This window comes from Porcincola sp. LCP21S3_C12 (assembly GCF_052118625.1).
Classification (GTDB): Bacteria; Bacillota; Clostridia; order Lachnospirales; family Lachnospiraceae; genus Porcincola.
On the sequence record NZ_JBQKGW010000002.1, the window covers coordinates 128,933 to 149,072 of the forward strand.

Sequence of the window (20,140 nt, forward strand, 5' to 3'; positions counted from 1 at the left end):
GCCCGGCAGACTTCTTCTTCCCTCATCATGATTTCCTGCTCCGGCTGCCCTTTTTCCTCCTGGAGAGCACAATCAGGCTGACGCCTGAGACGATCACCAGAATACAGGCCAAAAGCTGCGAAACAGCGATGGATGTATGCGCAAATCGAAGCTGATCCGTGCGAAGCCCCTCGATCCACGCACGTCCCGCGCTGTAAAGGAGCAGATACAGCAGGAAAATTTCTCCATGAAACCGTTTCTTCCCGGAGTACGTAACCAGCAGAAGAACTGTGAGAACCCCGATATTCCAGAGTGATTCATAGAGAAAGGTCGGATGAACCTGAATATAAGTCACCCCGTTGACCGTATATTCATGCTGCTTCATCAGCTCTGTAATCTCGTCCGCTCGGACGGCATCTACTGGAAGACGCATTGCAAAAAGGCCGTCCGAATACTGGCCAAATGCTTCCCTGTTAAAGAAATTTCCCCATCTCCCGATGATCTGCCCCAGAACCATGCCGGTACTTGCCGTATCCAGCATAAGCGGAAGACTGAGCTTTCTGACCCTTGCATACACGATGATCGTCACCACACCCGCAATCACGGAGCCGTACAGCGCAAGTCCCCCGCCCCTGAAGTTCAGAATTTCCAGCGGATGTCTGCTGTAATAATCCCAGGTAAAGGCCACATAGTAAATCCGTGCACCAAGGAGCGCTGTCACGATCCCGATCAGCGCAAAGTTCAGATATTCGTCAGGATTTTGTCCCGTCTTCTTCGCCACCCGCATGGCAAGGCAGAGCCCTGCCAGCATACTGACCGCCATCGTGATCCCGTACATCGCAACTGTGAATCCGCCCGGAAGCGTAATCGTCTTGATCACATGATTCAGATAAATCCCAAGATGGGGAAATGCAATATCGTCATGCATCATATCTTATACATTGAATCTGAACAGAATGACATCCCCGTCCTGGACGACATAGTCCTTCCCTTCCATTCTGACAATTCCCTTCTCCCTGGCTGCCGTAAGAGAGCCGCAGTCCAGAAGATCCTTGTAGTTCACAACCTCCGCTTTGATAAAGCCTCGCTCAAAGTCGGTGTGAATCTTTCCCGCCGCCTGCGGGGCCTTTGTTCCTTTTTTGATCGTCCAGGCGCGGACTTCCTTCTCCCCTGCCGTGAGGAAACTCATGAGTCCCAGCAGGCTGTAGCTGGCTGCAATCAGTTTGTCAAGTCCAGACTCCTTCAGGCCAAGATCCTCCAGAAAAGCCTGCTTCTCGTCATCTTCCAGCTCAGAGATCTCCTCCTCGATCTTTGCGCAGACGACGAAGACCTCAGAACCGGACTTTTTTGCATACTCACGGACAGCGGCGACATACGGATTCTGTGCTCCGTCATCCGGCGCGTCATCCTCCGCGACATTCGCCGCAAAGATCACCGGCTTCGCTGTCAGAAGATCATACTCTGAAATCCATTCCTGCTCTTTCTCATCCGAGGTTTCAAAAGAGATCGCAGGCTTTCCGTCCTCCAGATGGGCCTTCAGACGCTTCAGCAGATCAAACTCTGATGCCTGATCCTTATCATTCCTCGCTGCGCGCCCGACCTTGTTCATCCGCTTCTCAAGCACTTCCAGATCTGCGAAGATAAGCTCCAGGTTGATGGTTTCAATATCCCGGACCGGATCGACGCTGCCGTCCACATGGATGACATTCGGATCTTCAAAGCAGCGCACGACATGGACAATCGCATCGCACTCGCGGATGTTCGCAAGGAACTGATTGCCGAGTCCCTCCCCCTTCGACGCGCCTTTTACGAGTCCCGCAATGTCGACAAACTCAATGACCGCAGGTGTGATCTTCTGCGTATGGTACAGGTCTCCAAGCAGCTTCAGACGCTTGTCCGGAACCGCAACAACCCCGACATTCGGGTCGATCGTGCAGAACGGATAGTTTGCAGCCTCCGCCCCGGCTTTCGTCAGGGAATTAAACAGGGTACTCTTTCCAACATTCGGAAGTCCGACGATTCCTAATTTCATGGCTTTTTGATCTCTCCTTCTGATAAAGGTCAGACTCCGGAAAACCCTGAGGGATGACCTTTTACTCCTGCATTCACCTTATAATGCGGTTTATCATTATAGCAGACAGCCCTCATTTCCTCAACTGTCCCGAAAAAATGGTCTGTATTCCCAGAAAATGCATGGGTTACTTCGCTTTCCATCGGTAAAAACGATCTGGATCTGGACGGAGCCCTCCCAGGAGGCATCACTGTCGGTATGAGCCGCAGTGCTCTGGAGGCTCTCTTCGACAGAAAAGGAATACCCGGGCGCCGCTGCTTTCCTTTTCCAGCAGACCTTTTTGCGCCTCCATGTGGCAAAGCAGCCATCGGATTCGCATTACCTGCTGTGCTTCAGGTAAAAGATTGCCAGCTGCGTCCGGTCTCTCAGATTCAATTTTTCCAGAATCTGCGACAGATAGTTCCGTACTGTTCCTTCCGACAAGAACAGTCTGTCAGCGATTTCTCTGTTGGAATCGCCCTCGGCAACAAGCTGAATCAGAGCATATTCCCTGTCCGTGATTCCTCTTGACCTGTAGTCAAAAGGATTCCGTTCCTCCCTCATAAGCACCGGCAGTCTGTCCACCACGGCTCCTCCGAAAACAGACTGTCCATTCAATGCTGCCCTGAGAGACTGTGTCAGGGACCGGTAATCCTGCTTGAGCAGATAGCCTTTCACACCAAGCTGCAGCGCTTTTACAATATACTCGTCATCTGAAAAGGTCGTGAGAAAAAGAATGACAGCTTTCGGATCTCGTGACAGGATCTTTTCCGCCGCGTCCAGCCCTGACATGTCAGGCATACGGATATCAGATAACAGAATATCCGGAGAGCATTCTCCATACAAACGGACAGCGTCCGCACCGCTGCGCCCTATTCCGACAACCTCAAATTCCGGGTCTGCTGAAAGAATCATCTCTAGAGACATGGTAATCAGGTCATCGTCATCAATGATCAGAACCTTTTTCTTTTCTTCCATCATTCAAACATCCTCTCAGCGGGAGTCTGGCGTACACCGTAAACCCATCATCCATATAGAAGTAAGCATCCCCGCCGCAGCTCCTTGCCCGTTCCCGTATATTGGAGAGACCGATGCCATCCGTCTGCCCGTCCCGGACTCTCCGTCTGGTTTCTTCGGATACTGACCCGTTGTCTGAGATGGAAAGAGTGCAGAAATCACGGTTTTCATGCAGGATGACCTGCACCCGGGTTCCGCTGGAATGTCTGATGATATTGGTGACAGCCTCTTCTGCGATTCCCAGAATCGCCAGCTTGCATGCACGCGGAATGTCACGATCCAGATCCAGATCCCGCTCGACGGAAAAATTCCTGAGTTCCGATAAAATATGGTCTAGATTCCCGCCCAGATCAATGGACTCGTCGTGCAGGTCATGGACGGACTGCCGCATCTTCTGCATCGCTTCATCGAGTGTATCCGACAGAATGGAGAGCTGTCTGTCCATCGTCTCATCCTTGTTGACGGTTCTGACAGCGCCCAGGTAAAGAATCGCACGGGAAAGAAGATGCCCTACTTTATCGTGAATCTCCCGGGCGATCCGGTTTCGTTCCGACATTGTCGCCAGCCGAACCTGAGCATCCTGTTCATGGATCAGATACCGGTTCTGGGTCCTGAGAAGTCTTTCCAGCTCCTTCCCGTCATCACAGGTCTGGTGCAGGCGATCCTGCAGCGCCGACACCTTCCTGCTTAAAAAGATGAGAAAAACGGTCGAATACAGAACTGCAGCAAACATGACCAGGCCGATCCCTCTCATTCCTGCCACCGTGATGGCAGAAAGCGTCACCCCAAACGAAACTGCCAGGAACAAATCAGACAGCCATCTTTTCTTCCGATCCGCGAGGGCACTGAATTCTGCAAACAGGAAAACACAGAGAGAGACCGCTACACTCCGTGCAGTGATCTCCTCTGCGTTGATCAGAACCATCAGTTCCAAAGCCGCAAAGCTTCTGATTGCAGCATCAGCCATTATACCGTTCCCTCATCTTTGAGATCATCAGTCCTCCGGCAAAGAAGACTGCCGAAAAAGCAAGCTGTATCACCAGTTGCATGATAAACGCTGCTCCCACCCTTCCGTCAGCAGAATGCTCCGCTATCATTTTCACTCCTGTATTATACCAGTAGAGCGGCAGGAAGTGGGCAGCTTTTATGACAGCCGGGGACAGAAAGCGAATATCCACAAAGACTCCGCAAATGAAACACATGGAGAGGACTGCCATATTAGCCAGCATGTTGACAGATCCGTCATTCTGGGCGATCGAGCTGAGCAGGTATCCAAGCCCCAGCCCGACACACATCAGAGCCAGTGTATTGAGGATGTAGAGCGGCAGGCCTGGAACGTCATGCTGCCCGTGGAGGAAGGCATCCAGAAGAACCACAGCAATCATCAGGAGGGCTGTCAGAATACCAATGACTGTAATCGCTCCGAAAAAACCGCCATTGCGCTTCCAGAAAGAAAGTCCGGAGACACGGATTCTGGACGCCAGATCCTTCTGTCTGAACTTCAGCGCCAGACAGCCGACGAAAATACACAGCATCATGCTCAGCGAGTATCCGTTGAAACCGAAGAGAATGGAAGCTCTGGTCAGCCTGACCTCCTGCCGTTCCAGAATCACACGGCTTTCGTCCGCCGACGTAAGATCCGCTGCGGTATCCTTCAGCGCATCCTCCATCTTATAGCTGCTTTGCAGATAAACAGCAAGATGATTCAGATACTGATCGATTCTGGTCGTCATCAGCTGCCCTGCTGCGCTGCTTCCTCCTTGCATGAAACGTGGCCGGATATCCGTACGTCCTTCCTCCAGCGCCTGTCCAAGACCGTCCGGAAGAATCAGGACATAGTCCCTGATCCCGAAATTCAAATCATCCTTCAATCTGCGGATCTCGTTTTCGGATACAGATCCCCGGATCCGGGTGACCTGCTGTGTCTTCTCCAGCTCATCAGCCAGACTTCTGCTGAGCAGGGAATCATCCTGGTCAATGACTGTCACAGCCAGCTTTTCTTCCTGAAATACCTTCTCATTGCGTTCTGCCAGACTCTCTGCCTGCATCGGTGCGAAGGACACAAACACCAGAAAATAGATCAGGAAGGTCATCCAGTAGGCTTTCACCGATTTCAAAACAGCTTTAAATACTGGCATATTGTCTTCTCCTCAGAATCACTGCGCTGATCGACAGGGTCACGATCACCATTCCCGCCATAGACAGGACATCCAGCCAGTACTGCCGGTTTTTTCCGTAGCTTGCCAGTACGTAAAGACTGTCCGTGAAGACCGCCGCCGGATTGATCCGGTTCAGAACCGGAACTGCATTCTCGACCAGCTGCTTCATCTGTCCCACCATCAGGCCGGACAAGAAGGAACTGACCATGGAAAAGGCCAGCGGAATGACGACCCTGAGTGCTTCTCTTTGAAACAGCGTCCCGAACAGAATCCCGAATCCGATTCCCACAGCGCTCCCCAGCCCCATGATCATCATGATTTCAGGAAAAGGTGCCTGGAAGCTGATACGGAGAACATACTCGATGTACAAGACAGTGATGGCATTGCTGACGGTCTGAAAGATTGTGCCCGCGAGCGCTCCGGCCAGAATGGAAGGGAACTTTCCCGCTCCCGAGCTCTCAAACCGTTTCCCGCACTCTGACAGATTCGCACACATCGACTCCATCATCGCGGTCGCAATCCAGGACGCATACATAGAGGACATCGCCAGGAGCGCAAAGAAAAACTGCAGATACGGTGAGATCTGCCTGCCAGGAGTATATTCTTCCAGATACTCCCGGCTTACAGAAAGGCCTGCTATCGTCTGCAGCAGCCTGGAGGGATGGTTCTCCGCAATCCGCTTCTCCATGGTACACGCAGAGCGGTATTGTTTCAGAATCTGCGACAGAATGGTGCTGTTTACTCCTTCCTCCCTGATGTGGAGGGAGAGTTCTCCGCCTTCATTCAGATAGTACCCCTCGATTTGGCCGTCAAGCAGCGCCTCCCGTGCTTCCTTCTCTGAGTCATACCGGGTCAATCTGATCATATTTTCTCCGTCTTCTGTCTGAATCTGTCCCAGAACCTTCAGGAAGATCTCTGCATTCCCGCTGCCTGTCCCTTCTTCCAAGGGGCCTGGCACAGACCGAACTTCGGCATACCCTGCTGCGATCGTCTGAAAGGAGTTCGGATCTTCGGACACCATATGACCGAAGCCAATGTAGAATGCCGTCGCCAGCACAAGCGGAAAGAGCAGATTCCAGCCGATGATGTACTTTTTCCGGAAGAGGTTCTTCAGCTGATAGCAGAATATGTGAAAAAACATCATTCTCTCAGCTCCTTTCCGGTGATTTCCAGGAAGACATCGTTCAGGGTCGGAAGCTCTGTTGTAACTCTTCCGAAGACGGCTTTCTTCTCCTCCAGAACATTCAGGATATGAACAAGATTGTGCTCGCCGCCGTCACATCGGATCACGATATCTTCATCCTCAGCCTGCACATGGTAAACATGATTCACTTCACGGACCGCACGCAGCACTTCTTCCTGCCGTACCGGCATATGGATTCTGATTGTTTCCCTGTTCCGCAGTCCCGCCTTGAGCGATGCGGCAGTGCCCTCTGCCACCCCTTTCCCATGGTCCATAATCACAATCCTTGTGCAGAGTTCCTCAACCTCCTCCATATAGTGTGAAGTATAGACAATGGTAGAGCCATTCTGATTCATCTTCCGGATTCCCTCCAGGATGGCATTCCGGCTCTGCGGATCGACCGCGACCGTCGGCTCATCAAAAAAAATCAGTTCCGGCTTGTGTGCGATGCCGCATGCAATGTTCAGTCTCCGGAGAAGGCCGCCTGACAGTTTCTTCGGTTTCTGTTTCCGGTAGTCGGTAAGCCCTGTGAATGCCAGTGCGTCGCTGACACAGGTTCTGCGGCTGCTGCGGTTCTTCACATAAAGCCCGCAGAAAAAATCAATGTTCTCCTCCACAGTCAGACTGTCCATCACTGCCACATTCTGCGGAACAACCCCGATACGCCGTTTGATGTCATATCGCTCAGGGGTCATATTTTCACCGAAGATGGTGATGCTGCCTCTGTCATAACTCAGAAGCGACAGAATGCAGTTGATGGTTGTCGTCTTGCCGCTTCCGTTCGGCCCGAGAAGGCCCAGAATCTCCCCCTTTCCGACATCCAGTGAAAAATGATCCACCGCTACGAACTCGCCATAGCGTTTCACCAGTGAATGGACCTGTACAGAAGTCTCACGCATCGCTTTTCCTACCCCTCTTATCCAGCCTTCCCTTCGGCTCTTTCCCATCCATGATTGATCGGTGATTCCATCCGTTCATCGTCCTCTTTTCACAAGCCGGACTCTGGCTTCTGGTTCTGTTATGATCATAATCCGCTTTCAAAGCGCCTTCCAGTGAAGTCTGTCATCAGAGATACATGACATATGTAATAAAAAAGGCCGCCGCCTTCATGAAATATATCATGAAAGCGGCGGTCTCTTCAGTCAGCAGCCGGGAAGTTCTGCCCGGTCCACCGGTGTATCCCTGGACTCGATCACCAGCAGTTTCCCCTTCCTGAAGGAGATGATGGCTGCGTCCGCATCGATCTCGTTGGAAACAGCCCTGCTCCCAACAGAGGAAAGCCGGAAATTGTTCACATTATAATGAAAGCCATGGAGTGTCAGCCCCTCGACATCCCCGCCGAAGGCGAACAGGGAGACATACTTCCCCCACTGTTCTTCCCTCCGGATCGAAAACTGGCCGCCCTGCGCTCCTCCATGAAGCGTGATCCGGTTGCAGGGATCCACGATCTCCCCACGGACGCCTGCCTCCATCAGATAAGCCAGAACCTGCAGGTTGCCGAGGACATGGTCAAGGCGGCTTCCGGTTGCTCCGATCATCACGACCCGGCTGCAGCCGGCATCCACTGCCGCCCGTGCGGCAATCTCGGAATCCGTAAAATCCTTCTCCGGGTTGTAAGAGCGGATTTCTGCCTTCGGATGTCTGGTTCGATAATCATCGATAAACCCTGAGGGAGCGGAATCGAAGTCACCGACGACAAGGTCAGGTTCCACGCCCCGGCGGTCGAGGCACACCAGTCCTCTGTCTGCCGCAATGATATATGGTTTCCTTACAGAATCTCTTGTCTCCCGGGAAATAAGCCTCAGAACCGGCAAAAGGAGCACATCCGATAGATCTCCTCCGCAGAATACATACCCGGTTCTGGTCATCCTCTTTCCGACCCTGTCATCCCTTCCGGCTGTTTCTGATTGATCAGCAAACTGCCCGCTCTCCGTCTTCTCAGGCATCTCCGTCCTCTTTCCCGTTCTTTCAAGCTTCTTCGTCTTCCCTGAGATTTCTGTTTCTGCTGCCCGGCGTCTTCTCCGCTGCTTCAGCTTTCCCGTCTTCTCTCATAGTCCCCGAGCAGCCCATTCAGCACCCTGACATTCTGCCCGATATCGCCCCTGAATACGGCTGAGCCGGCCACACAGACGTTTGTTCCTGCCTCCAGAAGCGGGACGATGGTATCACGGTTCACACCGCCATCTACCTCGATGTCCGTCTCGAGGCCCATCTCGTCCAGCCTCTGACGCAGCGTGCGGATTTTTCCGAACATCTCGGGGATCAGCTTCTGGCCGCCAAATCCCGGGTTGACCGTCATGATCAGAATCATGTCTGTCTTCTGATACACATAGTCCAGAACAGACAGCGGCGTCGCCGGATTCAGAGCAACGCCCGCCCGGCACCCGGCTTCGTGAATCTGTGACAGCGCCCGGTCAAGATGCCGGCAGGCTTCTGCATGGACAGTGATCCCATCTGCGCCGGCCTTCGCAAAGTCCCCGATATAACGCTCCGGGTCCTGCACCATCAGATGCACGTCAAAAAACTGCCGGCTGTCCGGCCGGATGGATGTGACAAGAGGCTGCCCGAAGGATATGGACGGCACAAACCACCCGTCCATCACATCGATGTGCAGGTATTCCGCTCCAGCCTCCTCGGTCCTTTGGATCTCCTCACCAAGTCTTGTAAAATCAGCCGCCAGAATCGACGGTGAAAGCCTGTACCTCATCTTTTTCGCCCTTCCTTCAACTCCACATACAGCTTCCTGTAGCTGTCATACCGCTCCCTGCTGATCTTTCCCGACCGGACGGCCTCCTTGACGCCGCAGTCCGGCTCTGCCAGATGAAGACAGCCTGCAAACCGGCAGGACGGCTCATAGACTTCAAATTCCGGAAAATACGTCTTCAGTTCCTGCGGTCTGATCTCATCCAGATACAGACTGGAGAAGCCCGGCGTATCAAAGAAAAACGAATCCTTTCCACAGGGGAACAGCTCTGCATGCCGGGTGGTCTGCTTTCCGCGCCGGTTCTGGCGGCTGACCTCCCCGACCTCCATCCCGGCATCCGGGCAGAGCAGATTCGTCAGTGAAGATTTCCCGACACCGCTCGGTCCGGCAAGCACCGTCGTCTGATTGTCAAACAGATGCCGGACCCTCTCCACGCCTTCTCCCGTCCGGATGCTCATCGAAAGCACCCGGCATCCGCAGTCTCTGTAGATACGGGCAATGCCATCAAACGTATCCTTCTCATCCAGGTCATCCTTGTTGAACACGATGACAGCGGGAATATTCTGCCGCTCCATCAGCACCAGAAAACGGTCCAGCAAAGACAGGTTTGGCTCCGGGTCTTTGAGCGCAAACACAATCAGCGCCTGATCGACATTCGCAACCGGCGGGCGGATCAGGCTGTTCTTTCTCGGCAGAATCTCATCGACCGTCCCTTCCGTATCCTCGGTATGGGTCAGGTCAAAGAGCACCTCATCTCCGACAAGAGGCTTGCTTCCATCCTTCCGGAAAATGCCCCTTGCCCTGCACTGATGCGTCCGCCCATCCTCATAGCCGAAGACATAGTAGTATCCCGCGACCGCGCGGATAATCTTTCCCTTCATCCTGTTACCTGCGTAAAATCGATCCCGTCATATTCCGTCGTCGAGGTCACATTGCCATTGTCATCCAGTGTATAGACATAGGCCGTCCCGGTCGACACACCATCCTCTCCCTGGACATTCAGGATATACGGAAATGATCCAGCTCCTTCATATATGGTTTTCTCAGCGCCTGTCTGTTTCAGTGTGATCCGGACGTTTCCGCCGGAATAATTCGGCGGCGCGTTGAGCTGTGCGTTGCACATCCATTTTGTCTGGGACGACGAAGCACTGTTCTGACCGGGGCCCACGACAATATCGCTCTGTCCGGATGGTCCGCTCGAGACTGTGATCGTAATCGATGAGCCTGACTGCACGCTGGATCCTGCCTTCAGGTCCTGACTGATCACAAGCCCCTCTCCGACGGTATTGGACGGCTGGCTGGTCACATAGACATACAGTCCGTAATTCGTGAGCATTGTGACAGCATCGTCCTTGTACTTTCCCGTCACATCCGGGACCGTAATGCTCTGTGTATCCTTTCCCTGGCTGATATAGAGGGTTACCGTGTCCCCCGCATGAACCGCGGACCCGGCTCCCGGGTTTGTCGTGATGACCCGCCCCTCCGCAATCGAATCGCTGTACCGGGTATTGTCCACTGAGACGTTCAGCCCCATCGATGCCAGCGCACTCTCCGCCTCCTTCTGTGTCTTTTTCGCCAGATCCGGAACGGTCAGGGAATCCGCTGGTCCCGTTGACAGCTTGTAGCCGATTGTGGAGTTGGCCTGCACCTTTGTCCCTGGCTCGCTGCTCTGACTCATGACCGTCCCGGACGCATAGTCAGACGACGACTCTTCTCCCAGATACCGGTATCCCAGCTTGAGCTTCTTGAGCTTTGCCTGCGCCTCACTCTCGGACAGCCCCCTGATGTCAGGGACCGTGACCGGATCGGAAGTCAGATCCAGCACCAGCGGGGTCTCGCTCTGTCCGTCCTGGGTCTTCTGGCCACCGGAAATCAGGCCGTAGGTATGCAGGACGAGATACAGGATCGTCAGCCCCACCACTAGAGCCGCCAGCGCGGAGAGGACTGCCACAAGCTTCTCATGACCGTGCTTTTCACGCTTCTCCCCGGCTTTTCTCTGGTTCTTCCGGCTTCCGCGGAGCACCTCTTCCTCATCCGGGAAGTCCTCCTCCCCGGACCCGTAGAAGCCCCCGGCCTCCTCGTCCTCCGGCGGGTAGTTCATCCGCTCGTCATAGTCTCCGTCAAACAGTCCTGGGAAAGGTGCCTTTCCGGCTTCGCCGTTCTCACATGAAGCTCTCCTGTTGATCTCTTCCAGATCTTCCCGGGAATACTTCTGCGTCATGCCATCCGCCGGCAGACCGCCCGGTCTGACAAAATCTCCGTTCGGACTGACCAGCGATTCCTTCAGGTCGTGGATCAGCTCCGTCATATTCTGATAACGCCGGTCAGGATTCTTCTCCGTGCACTTCAGTATGATCTGTTCCACCGTCACAGGCAGATCCGGTACATATTTTCTCGGAGACTCGATGTCCTCCTGCAGATGCTTCAGGGCAACCTCGACAGTTGAGTCGCCGTCAAACGGTACCTTTCCCGTCAGCATCTCATACATCGTGATTCCAAGTGAATAGATGTCGCTTCTGGCATCGGAATACCCGCCCCGTGCCTGCTCCGGCGCGCTGTAGTGTACAGACCCCATCGCGCTTGGATGAATGGTATCGGAACTCGCTGCCCGCGCAATCCCGAAATCCGCAACCTTCGCTGTCCCGTCCGTGGATATGATGATATTCTGAGGCTTGATATCCCGATGGATGATGCCGCTCTTGTGGGCGGCTTCCAGCCCGGCAGCGATCTGAAGCGAGATGCCGGTCATCTCCCGGACAGACAGACGCCCCTTGCTGCGGATGTAGTCCTTGAGCGTGATCCCCTCCACCAGCTCCATGACGATGAAGTAGACAGAGCCTTCAATCCCGACATCATAGACGTTCACGATGTTCGGATGGGAAAGCCCGGCCGCCGCCTGTGCTTCCACGCGGAACTTCGATACAAACTCCGCGTCATTGCGGAACTCCGGCTTGAGTACCTTGATGGCAACAAAACGATTCAGCCTGTGGTCCTTTGCCTTGTAGACATCGGCCATCCCGCCCGATCCTATGCAATTGATTATCTCATATCGATTCTGAAGAGAATCTCCTGCATTCAACATATGGATGCCCTTATAGATCAGTCAGCCGCGCAAGCACAACGGATATGTTGTCGCGGCCTCCTGCCGAATTTGCTGCCGAGATCAGCTTCTGTCCGGCATCTCTCAGCGTCTTTTCCCTTCTGATGATGCGGAAGATCTGCTCATCCTCCACCATGTTCGTCAATCCGTCCGAGCACAGCAGCACGACGTCGCCCTTGTGAAGCCCGACATCGAAGAAGTCCGCCTCCACGTTTTCCTCCCCGCCGACTGCCCGGGTAATGATGTTCTTTTCCGGATGGTTTCTCATCTGCTCCGGCGATATCCGGCCGGAGCGCACCATCTCCGCTACAAGCGAATGGTCCAGTGTAATCTGGTCAATTCTGTCGTCATCGATCAGATAGAGCCTGCTGTCTCCGACATTCGCGACATAGAGGGTATTTCCGTCGATCACCGCAGCCACGATTGTCGTCCCCATTCCTGCATACTCCGGCTTTTCCGCCGCTTTCTTCAGAACTGCCCGGTTTGCCTTCTGAACCGCCTCCGCAAGGATCGGAATGGTCTCCGTCTGCCCGGAGCCCTCGATGCTGCTGACCAACGTCTCCACACAGACCCTGGACGCCAGGTCACCGGCCGCGTGTCCGCCCATCCCGTCCGCAACAATGAGCAGGGACGGAAGCCGTCCTACCTTCTGGTCGGAGGCATAGACAAAGTCCTGATTGCTATTTCGTTTTAATCCGACATCTGTCTGGCAATATGTCTCCATGATCCTTCAGGTAACTCCTCCTCAGCTGGCCGCACGAAGCCGAAATGTCACGGCCCAGTTCTCTTCTGATGGTAACATGAATCCCCTTTTTTTCAAGCATTCTCCGGAAAGCCTCAATCTCACCTCTGTCAGGTTCCGTGAATTCCCGCTCCCTGACCGGGTTGACAGGGATCAGGTTGACATGGCAGTTCAGCCCCTTCAGCAGGCCCGCCAGCCGATCCGCGTCAGCTGCCGATGTATTGACCCCTCTCACACAGCTGTATTCAAACGTAATCCGACGCTTTGTCTTCTCAAAATAAGCCTTCACGGCATCAATGACAGCGTGGATCTCGTACTTCTTCGCAATCGGCATCAGTGTCTCCCGCTCCTTCTGCCCGGAGGCATGAAGGGAGAGCGCGAGCGTCACCGGCAGTCCTTCCTCCGCAAGGCGGTAGATGTTCGGCACAATCCCGCAGGTCGAGACGGTGATGTCCCTCAGGCTCAGGCGTTCCCCGTCCGGATCTCCGATGATTCTCAGGAAGCGGACCAGATTGTCATAATTGTCAAGCGGCTCCCCGCTGCCCATAATCACAACATGTGAGATACGCGCTCCCTCCAAGCGACTGATCTGAAGCACCTGCCCCAGCATCTCCGATGCAGTCAGATTGCGGATCCGCCCTCCGATTGTGGAAGCGCAGAACCGGCATCCCATGCTGCACCCCACCTGAGACGAGATGCAGACAGAAAGTCCGTAGCTGTACCTCATCAGAACAGACTCGATGACATTCCCATCCTTCATCCGGAACAGATATTTCTTCGTGCCGTCCAGCCTGCTGGTCAGCACCTCAACAGGCTCCGGCTCGTCAATACAGGCCAGTGCCTCCAGCTTTTCCCGCAGCAGCTTTGACAGGTTCGTCATCTGGGAAATGGACGTCACGTGCTGTACATGCAGCCAGTCATAGATCTGTCCTGCCCGGAATTTTTTCTCCGAAATCTCTGTCATAAGGGCCTCAAGCTCCGCCGGATACATCGAGAGCAGGTCCCGCTTTCCATCTTCCTTTTTCTGCTCCTGTTCTGCGCTGTATTCTTCCATCTGTCCCCTTCTCAGTTTCCACACATGCCTATTTCCCGGCGCAGGTGCGCCTAAGCCCGCAGCACACAGATACCCGACCACAGGTTTATCCTTCCCGGCGCAGGCGCGCCAGGAAGAAGCCGTCGCAGTCATGAACCCCCGGCAGAAGCTGGAGATACCCGCCTGCGGTCGTCCTGCCCCGCAGCACCTCCGGAATGTACGGGTCGATCGATTCAAGCCGGAACGGAAAATGGTCCAGCACATACTGCAGATTCATCTGGTTTTCCTCCGCACCGATGGTGCAGGTCGAGAAAACCATCACGCCGCCCGGCTTTACATAATTCTGAGAGACGCTCAGGATCCGCTGCTGAATCCGCACCAGCTCCTCAAGCCGCGTCGGGTTCATCTTATACTTGATATCCTGCTTTTTTCCGATCACACCCAGTCCGGAGCAGGGCACATCGCAGAGCACGATGTCCGCCTTCTGAAAAGACTTTTCATCGTACTTCATCGCATCCTTCAGCGCCGCCTGCATGTTGATCACGCCTAGCCGATCGATGTTCTCCTGCATCAGATCGACCTTCTTCTCAGAGATGTCCCGTGCCTCCACGTATCCGCTTCCCTTGAGGCGGTCAGAAAGATGAAGGCTTTTACCGCCCGGAGCGGCACAGACATCGATGCAGTAATCGCCCCAGTTCGGGGCAGCAATCTCCGTCACCAGCATGGAACTGACATCCTGGACATAGATCCAGCCGTTCCGAAACGCCGTGAGAGACTGCAGATAATTGACCCCGGTGAGCTTCAGCGCATAGTCCAGATAGGGATGCTGCAATACAGTCACGCCTTCTGAGACGAGCGACTGTATGATCTCCTCCTTCGACACCTGCTGCGTCCGGACACGGACCGTGATCGGGCGCTCCGTCTGGAAGGAGGCACACATCTTCTCGACATCCTCAAAAGAAAACTGGTACAGCCACTTCGTCAGAATCCACTGCGGCATGGAATAACGCACCGACAGATACTCCAGCGGACTTGCATCCGCCGACGGATAAGTCACCCCGTCCAGCCCGCGTGCGCAGGCCCTCAGGACCCCGTTCACAAACCCCTTCAGATTGAAGAAGCCGCGTTTCTGCGCAATTTTCACAGCCTCATTGACAACCGCCGAATCCGGGACCGCGTCCATCCATTTCAGCTGATAGACTGACATGCGGAGCAGATTGCGGATCAGCGGCTTCATATTGTAGATCGGCACCTTCGAGAAGCACTCGATGATATAGTCAATCTGAATCAGATTCTCGAGCGTTCCCTCCGTGACCCGGGAAATGAATGCCCGGTCCCTCTTGTCAAGATATTCATATTTTTCAAGCGTATCCCTCAGTGCAATATGGCTGTAGGCTTCCCCCTCGGTCACCTCCATCAGCACATCCAGGATCAGCGCACGGATATTCACTCCCATGTCTTTGCTATGTCCCCTGTTGTTGTCAGCAGCATCTTCCGGGCCTGACCGCCCGGCTTATCGGTTACCGTCTGTCCCTTCTGTCATTTGCCAGAATCAGAAGACGCAGAAGCTGCAGGATCGACGCGGCAAGCGCTGCGACATAGGTCATCGCCGCCGCTCTCAGAACCTGACGGCCGCCTTCAAGTTCATCCTCCGGAATAAGCTGGCTGGATTTCAGAATTTCAAGTGCCCTGTGGGAGGCATTGAACTCCACCGGAAGCGTGATCAGCTGGAACAGCACAGCCACCATGAACAGGACAATGCCTGCGGTGATCAGCGGCTGAAGCGAGAAGATCAGCCCGAAGATAAAAATCGGCCATGACAGGGAGGATCCGAACTGTGCAGCCGGAACCAGTGTGCTTCTGAGCACAAGCGGCCCATAGTGGACCTTGTCCTGAACTGCGTGTCCGCTCTCATGCGCTGCCACGCAGATCGCCGCAACGGAACTGTAGGAATAGGTTGAATCAGACAGCCGGAGCGTCTTCGTCCTCGGATCATAATGGTCCGTCAGACTGCCCGACACATGCTCGATCGCGACGTTCTCCAGTCCCTGCGAATCAAGAATCATCCGGGCTGCCATCGCCCCCGTCAGCCCGGACCGGCTCTTCACCTTCTGGTACCTGGCAAATGTGCTTCTGACCTGTCCGCTTGCGATCATCGTCAGCACAAGGCCAAGAATCGCCAGCAGATACGTCCAGTCAAAGTAGATGGGATATCCGCCATAACCGTACATGCCAATTTCTCCTTTCAGCTGTCGTTTCAGTATCCGAGCCTTTCGCCCTCGCTCTGTCTGTATCCTCTGAGAAACGCGTCCACAGCCATCCTCTTCTTGCCTTCCGGCTGCAGCTCGAGAAGTGAAAGCTGACCGTATCCGGTCTGCACGACGAGTTCCGTCTTCGTCACCCTGACGATCGTTCCCGCCCCGGCACCATTCGGCGCAGCATCCTTTCCATCCCAGGCAGCCTCCTGAACGGCGTCTTTCCCCTGTGCGTACGGCTCCTGCACGGCTTCCGGATGCAAGTTCTCCTGCTCCCTGTCTGAGGCAGCTTCAACGTCTGTCACAGGGCGGACAACTTCCGCCTTCCAGATTTTCAGCATCTTGCCGTGCTCGAAGGTATAGGCGCTCGGCCACGGGGACAGCCCGCGAATCATGCGTTCAATTTCATCTGCGCGCTTCGTCCAGTCCACCAGCCCGCTCTTTTTTGTCAGCATCGACGCATACGGCGTTGTGCTTTTCTCCGGCTGCGGCTTTAAGACGGCTCTTCCGGCTTCGATCTCCCGCATCGTCCTGAGCAGAAGCTCCGCCCCGACGGGCATCAGACGGTCGAACAGGCTCCCGCCCGTCTCGTCCTCTCGGATCCGGACGGCCTCCTGGCTGATAATATCGCCGGTGTCCAGGCCGGCGTTCATCTTCATGATTGTCACACCGGTCTTTGTATCTCCGCTGATGATCGACCACTGAATCGGAGCCGCTCCTCTCCACGCTGGAAGAAGAGAGGCGTGGACATTCAGGCAGCCATACGGCGGGATGTCGAGTATCGCCTGCGGGATGATCTGTCCAAACGCCGCTACAACGATAAAATCCGGCCGAAGGCGGCGGAGCAGCTCCACGTTCTCCTCCTGCCTGATCCTTACAGGCTGAAACACCTCGATCCCGTGGCGCATCGCCGTCTCCTTGACCGGCGAGAACTGAACACCTTTCCCGCGTCCTTTGGGCCTGTCTGGCTGCGTAAAGACCGCCATGACATGGTATTCAGACTGTATCAGCGCCTCCAGAATCCCGGATGCGAAATCCGGTGTTCCCATGAATACGACCTGACACTGCGGGGCAGGCTTTCCGGCAGAATGTTCTCCTGTTCCCATATTTTCAGACGTCCTCATCTTCGTCTTCTTCATCCTCTTCCTGCGGCTGTGTGCTGTACAGTTCTCCTTCTACCTTGGATATGTACATCACACCATCGAGATGGTCAATTTCATGGCAGAGGGCTCTGGCGAACAGATCCCGTCCCTCGACCGTGATTTCCTTCATGTCGAGATCAAGCGCCTTCACAATCACATGCTCCGGGCGCGTGACCTGTCCGGCCTTTCCCGGAACCGACAGGCAGCCCTCCGATCCGGTCTGCTCTCCATCCTGCTCCACAACCACCGGGTTCACCAGCGTCACCGGTCCCTCCCCGACATCGATCACGACGATTCGTCTCAGAACGCCAACCTGCGGAGCCGCCAGCCCCACGCCCTCCGCATGATACATCGTCTCCAGCATATCAGATGCAAGTGTGCGGAGCCGCGGAGTCATCTCCTTCACCTCGCGGCACTTCTTTGTCAATACCTCGTCGCCGAGGGTACGAATCTGTCTCAGAGCCATATCTCTCATCCTTTCCTTCTATCCGGCACGCTGTCGTCCGGTTTCCATTCTCCACCTGTTCCAGACGGGCTGCTTTCTAGTCTGCGTCAAACTGAATATCAACCGCCCGGAACCCTTCATTTGCGCCGATATAGCGCTCCATCCTGTCCTTTGACACACGCAGCACCCGTCTGTCCGGGCACTTCAGATAGATGGCCATGTGGTAGATATCGGCAATCTTCCCCACGGCCTCATCTGAGGGTCCCAGCACGACCGCAGTCGTCACGTTGCTGAGAATGCGGTCAAGCAGTCCCCGCAGGTGGGCGGCAGCAGCTTCAAGCTGTTCCTTGTCCGCGCAGGACAGATGCACCTGCAGCAGGCCGCCTGCCGGCGGATACCCCGAGAGCGCCCGGTAATGCATCTCCCTGCGGTAGAAGCTGTCGTAGTCCTGCCGGGCTGCGCACTGGATCGCATAATGGTCAGGCTGATACGTCTGAATCAGCACCCTGCCCGGCTTTTCCGCACGTCCCGCTCTTCCCGCTGCCTGCGTCAGAAGCTGAAAGGTCCGCTCGGCCGCCCTGAAATCCGGCACATTCAGGGAAAGATCCGCTGCAAGGATCCCCATCAGCGTCACATCCGGGAAGTCATGTCCCTTGACGATCATCTGCGTTCCGATCAGGATATCTGCCTCATGGGATGCAAACTTTGACAGGATTTCCAGCTGTCCATCCTTCCCTGACGTCGTGTCCTTGTCCATCCGGAGGACGGCGGCGGAAGGAAACAGCTGACGGACTTCACGCTCGATCTGCTCTGTCCCTGCCTTGAACGTCCTGAGAAACGGGCTTCCGCAGGACGGACATGTACCCGGCAGACTTGTCTGATATCCGCAATAGTGGCAGACCAGCCGGTCTCTTCCATGCAGCGTCAGAGCCACATCGCAGTGCGGACACTTCAGGACCTCTCCGCAGGCTCTGCAGGTGATAAATGAAGCCACGCCTCTTCTGTTCAGAAACAGCATGGCCTGCTCATGCCGCCTCAGTGTCTCCTGAATGGCATCGCGAAGTCTCTGCCCGATCATGGTACGGTCGCTGACTCCCCTCTCCTTCCTCAGATCCACAATCTCGACCTGTGGAAGCACCGATCCTCCTGCCCGCTGTGTCAGCCGGAATTCCTTCAGAAGGCCCCGCTCCGCCGCATAAGAAGCCTCGAGCGAAGGCGTCGCGGAGCCCAGGACAACCTTCGCCTTCTCCATTTCTCCCCGCCGGAACGCCACGTCGCGCGCATGGTAGCGCGGCGCCTGCCCGCTCCTGTAGCTTTCCTCGTGCTCCTCATCAATCACAATGATGCCCAGGTGCTCGAACGGCGTGAACAGCGCCGACCGGGGTCCGATCATCACGTCAATCTCTCCGCGGCGTGCCCGCTCAAACTGGTCAGACCGCTCGCCGGCGCTCATCTTCGAATGAATGATGGAAACCCGGTCACCGAAGCGGTGGTAAAACCGCATCAGGGTCTGGTAGGTCAGCGCGATCTCGGGAATCAGCACAATCGCCTGCTGACCGTGTTCCACCGCGCAGGCGATCAGTTCAATATAGACCTCCGTCTTCCCGGATCCGGTCACGCCCCGGATCAGATACCTTCCTTCCGGATTCTCTTCCCAGGTACCGCAGATTGCACGGACGATTTTCTCCTGCTCTTCATTCAGTGTGACGCCCTTGTGAGAAAAGGCCTCCGGCAGCTTCGGAGTCCGGTATGCGTCCTCACTCTCTACCCGGACGAACCCTTTCTGCGCCAGAGCCCGGACAACCGCCGGCGTTACATTCAGCTTCTGTGTGACAACCTCCCAGGGAAGGGTCTCTTCCTCCGAAAGGGCTGCCAGAAGACGCTCGCGTGCCTTCTGCTTCTTTACCCGGCAGGCGGCAGCCGCACGCCGGGCTCCATCTGCAGAAACCGCCAGCGTCACCCGCTTCTGCTGACGGACCTTCATCTTTGTTTTTCTGGGAAGAACCGTGCGGAGCGCCTGCAGGAAGGTACTGCCATACCGGTCCCTGATCCAGACCGCCAGTCCGGTCAGCCGGCTCTCCTCGCTTGTCGCCTCATTGTCAACCCGCGCAAGCGGCCTGATTTTTTCTTCCTCAATCTTTGGGGTGTCTGAGAATCCCACAATATAGCCGGTCACCATCCGTTTTCCGAACGGAACCGAAACAAGCGTGCCGACATCGCAGCTGCCGGCGAGTCCCTCCGGCACCCGGTACTGAAAGCTCCGGTCCAGCGCATGGGCGGAAATATCCACGATCACATCTGCGAACCTCATAGCCCTCCTGACTCATCTGC

The 20,140-nt window shown here is 55.2% G+C and carries 18 protein-coding genes; all 18 read right to left on the reverse strand.

Translation table 11 applies throughout. The features are described 5' to 3' along the window. Positions 1-25: 25 nt before the first annotated feature. The 18 genes from lgt to priA all read right to left on the reverse strand — a co-directional run bounded on the left by lgt (position 26) and on the right by priA (position 20,120). The gene (gene lgt, locus ACTQ1N_RS01685; protein ID WP_441954020.1) at positions 26-910 is read right to left on the reverse strand and encodes a prolipoprotein diacylglyceryl transferase; all 885 of its coding nucleotides are present in this window, start codon (positions 908-910) and stop codon (positions 26-28) included. Positions 911-913: 3 nt separating this feature from the next. Beyond that, the gene (gene ychF, locus ACTQ1N_RS01690) at positions 914-2,011 is read right to left on the reverse strand and encodes a redox-regulated ATPase YchF (RefSeq protein ID WP_441954022.1); all 1,098 of its coding nucleotides are present in this window, start codon (positions 2,009-2,011) and stop codon (positions 914-916) included. 357 nt (positions 2,012-2,368) lie between these two features. Further along, positions 2,369-3,010 carry a response regulator gene (locus ACTQ1N_RS01695; protein ID WP_441954024.1) on the reverse strand — a complete coding sequence of 214 codons (642 nt, stop codon included), beginning with the start codon at positions 3,008-3,010 and terminating at the stop codon, positions 2,369-2,371. Beyond that, positions 2,976-4,013 carry a sensor histidine kinase gene (locus tag ACTQ1N_RS01700; RefSeq protein WP_441954026.1) on the reverse strand — a complete coding sequence of 346 codons (1,038 nt, stop codon included), beginning with the start codon at positions 4,011-4,013 and terminating at the stop codon, positions 2,976-2,978. Before ACTQ1N_RS01700 ends, ACTQ1N_RS01695 begins: the two co-directional genes overlap by 35 nt. Next, a complete protein-coding gene (locus ACTQ1N_RS01705; RefSeq protein WP_441954028.1) occupies positions 4,006-5,184 on the reverse strand; it encodes an ABC transporter permease in 1,179 nt (392 codons plus the stop codon). Before ACTQ1N_RS01705 ends, ACTQ1N_RS01700 begins: the two co-directional genes overlap by 8 nt. Continuing rightward, positions 5,171-6,349 (reverse strand): ABC transporter permease, encoded by a 1,179-nt coding sequence (locus ACTQ1N_RS01710; protein WP_441954030.1) that lies wholly within the window; start codon positions 6,347-6,349, stop codon positions 5,171-5,173. Before ACTQ1N_RS01710 ends, ACTQ1N_RS01705 begins: the two co-directional genes overlap by 14 nt. After that, the gene (locus ACTQ1N_RS01715; protein WP_441954032.1) at positions 6,346-7,287 is read right to left on the reverse strand and encodes an ABC transporter ATP-binding protein; all 942 of its coding nucleotides are present in this window, start codon (positions 7,285-7,287) and stop codon (positions 6,346-6,348) included. Before ACTQ1N_RS01715 ends, ACTQ1N_RS01710 begins: the two co-directional genes overlap by 4 nt. Before the next feature lie 243 nt (positions 7,288-7,530). Beyond that, the gene (locus ACTQ1N_RS01720; RefSeq protein ID WP_441954034.1) at positions 7,531-8,334 is read right to left on the reverse strand and encodes a thiamine diphosphokinase; all 804 of its coding nucleotides are present in this window, start codon (positions 8,332-8,334) and stop codon (positions 7,531-7,533) included. An 83-nt stretch (positions 8,335-8,417) separates the two neighbouring features. Then, positions 8,418-9,095, reverse strand: coding sequence for a ribulose-phosphate 3-epimerase (gene rpe, locus ACTQ1N_RS01725; protein WP_441954036.1), 678 nt, complete (start codon positions 9,093-9,095; stop codon positions 8,418-8,420). Next, on the reverse strand, positions 9,092-9,973 hold the full coding sequence (rsgA, locus tag ACTQ1N_RS01730; RefSeq protein WP_441954038.1) for a ribosome small subunit-dependent GTPase A: 882 nt from the start codon (positions 9,971-9,973) through the stop codon (positions 9,092-9,094). The genes rpe and rsgA overlap by 4 nt, the downstream gene beginning before the upstream one ends. Further along, the gene (gene pknB / locus ACTQ1N_RS01735; protein WP_441954040.1) at positions 9,970-12,174 is read right to left on the reverse strand and encodes a Stk1 family PASTA domain-containing Ser/Thr kinase; all 2,205 of its coding nucleotides are present in this window, start codon (positions 12,172-12,174) and stop codon (positions 9,970-9,972) included. Before pknB ends, rsgA begins: the two co-directional genes overlap by 4 nt. Before the next feature lie 10 nt (positions 12,175-12,184). Further along, the gene (locus tag ACTQ1N_RS01740) at positions 12,185-12,916 is read right to left on the reverse strand and encodes a Stp1/IreP family PP2C-type Ser/Thr phosphatase (protein WP_441954042.1); all 732 of its coding nucleotides are present in this window, start codon (positions 12,914-12,916) and stop codon (positions 12,185-12,187) included. Next, positions 12,873-13,988 carry a 23S rRNA (adenine(2503)-C(2))-methyltransferase RlmN gene (gene rlmN, locus ACTQ1N_RS01745; RefSeq protein ID WP_441954044.1) on the reverse strand — a complete coding sequence of 372 codons (1,116 nt, stop codon included), beginning with the start codon at positions 13,986-13,988 and terminating at the stop codon, positions 12,873-12,875. The genes ACTQ1N_RS01740 and rlmN overlap by 44 nt, the downstream gene beginning before the upstream one ends. A gap of 85 nt (positions 13,989-14,073) precedes the next feature. Beyond that, positions 14,074-15,423, reverse strand: coding sequence for a 16S rRNA (cytosine(967)-C(5))-methyltransferase RsmB (rsmB, locus tag ACTQ1N_RS01750; RefSeq protein WP_441954046.1), 1,350 nt, complete (start codon positions 15,421-15,423; stop codon positions 14,074-14,076). 64 nt (positions 15,424-15,487) lie between these two features. Then, positions 15,488-16,198 carry a zinc metallopeptidase gene (locus ACTQ1N_RS01755; protein ID WP_441954048.1) on the reverse strand — a complete coding sequence of 237 codons (711 nt, stop codon included), beginning with the start codon at positions 16,196-16,198 and terminating at the stop codon, positions 15,488-15,490. Between the two features lie 26 nt (positions 16,199-16,224). Continuing rightward, positions 16,225-17,328, reverse strand: a complete 1,104-nt coding sequence (gene fmt, locus ACTQ1N_RS01760; protein WP_441954146.1) for a methionyl-tRNA formyltransferase — start codon at positions 17,326-17,328, stop codon at positions 16,225-16,227. Between the two features lie 4 nt (positions 17,329-17,332). Further along, the gene (gene def / locus ACTQ1N_RS01765) at positions 17,333-17,830 is read right to left on the reverse strand and encodes a peptide deformylase (protein ID WP_441954050.1); all 498 of its coding nucleotides are present in this window, start codon (positions 17,828-17,830) and stop codon (positions 17,333-17,335) included. Between the two features lie 76 nt (positions 17,831-17,906). Further along, entirely contained in the window at positions 17,907-20,120 is a 2,214-nt protein-coding gene (gene priA, locus ACTQ1N_RS01770; protein ID WP_441954052.1) for a replication restart helicase PriA, read from the reverse strand. Positions 20,121-20,140 lie beyond the last annotated feature (20 nt).

What these genes read in the sequence shown, in the direction of transcription:
- ACTQ1N_RS01695 (WP_441954024.1), bottom strand. Translation starts at nt 3,010, where the DNA reads ATGATGGAAGAAAAGAAAAAGGTTCTGATCATTGATGACGATGACCTG.
- def (WP_441954050.1), bottom strand. Translation starts at nt 17,830, where the DNA reads ATGGCTCTGAGACAGATTCGTACCCTCGGCGACGAGGTATTGACAAAG.
- ychF (WP_441954022.1), bottom strand. Translation starts at nt 2,011, where the DNA reads ATGAAATTAGGAATCGTCGGACTTCCGAATGTTGGAAAGAGTACCCTG.
- ACTQ1N_RS01710 (WP_441954030.1), bottom strand. Translation starts at nt 6,349, where the DNA reads ATGATGTTTTTTCACATATTCTGCTATCAGCTGAAGAACCTCTTCCGG.
- lgt (WP_441954020.1), bottom strand. Translation starts at nt 910, where the DNA reads ATGATGCATGACGATATTGCATTTCCCCATCTTGGGATTTATCTGAAT.
- pknB (WP_441954040.1), bottom strand. Translation starts at nt 12,174, where the DNA reads ATGTTGAATGCAGGAGATTCTCTTCAGAATCGATATGAGATAATCAAT.
- priA (WP_441954052.1), bottom strand. Translation starts at nt 20,120, where the DNA reads ATGAGGTTCGCAGATGTGATCGTGGATATTTCCGCCCATGCGCTGGAC.
- rsgA (WP_441954038.1), bottom strand. Translation starts at nt 9,973, where the DNA reads ATGAAGGGAAAGATTATCCGCGCGGTCGCGGGATACTACTATGTCTTC.
- ACTQ1N_RS01705 (WP_441954028.1), bottom strand. Translation starts at nt 5,184, where the DNA reads ATGCCAGTATTTAAAGCTGTTTTGAAATCGGTGAAAGCCTACTGGATG.
- ACTQ1N_RS01740 (WP_441954042.1), bottom strand. Translation starts at nt 12,916, where the DNA reads ATGGAGACATATTGCCAGACAGATGTCGGATTAAAACGAAATAGCAAT.
- rpe (WP_441954036.1), bottom strand. Translation starts at nt 9,095, where the DNA reads ATGAGGTACAGGCTTTCACCGTCGATTCTGGCGGCTGATTTTACAAGA.
- ACTQ1N_RS01755 (WP_441954048.1), bottom strand. Translation starts at nt 16,198, where the DNA reads ATGTACGGTTATGGCGGATATCCCATCTACTTTGACTGGACGTATCTG.
- rsmB (WP_441954046.1), bottom strand. Translation starts at nt 15,423, where the DNA reads ATGGGAGTGAATATCCGTGCGCTGATCCTGGATGTGCTGATGGAGGTG.
- ACTQ1N_RS01720 (WP_441954034.1), bottom strand. Translation starts at nt 8,334, where the DNA reads ATGCCTGAGAAGACGGAGAGCGGGCAGTTTGCTGATCAATCAGAAACA.
- rlmN (WP_441954044.1), bottom strand. Translation starts at nt 13,988, where the DNA reads ATGGAAGAATACAGCGCAGAACAGGAGCAGAAAAAGGAAGATGGAAAG.
- fmt (WP_441954146.1), bottom strand. Translation starts at nt 17,328, where the DNA reads ATGGGAACAGGAGAACATTCTGCCGGAAAGCCTGCCCCGCAGTGTCAG.
- ACTQ1N_RS01715 (WP_441954032.1), bottom strand. Translation starts at nt 7,287, where the DNA reads ATGCGTGAGACTTCTGTACAGGTCCATTCACTGGTGAAACGCTATGGC.
- ACTQ1N_RS01700 (WP_441954026.1), bottom strand. Translation starts at nt 4,013, where the DNA reads ATGGCTGATGCTGCAATCAGAAGCTTTGCGGCTTTGGAACTGATGGTT.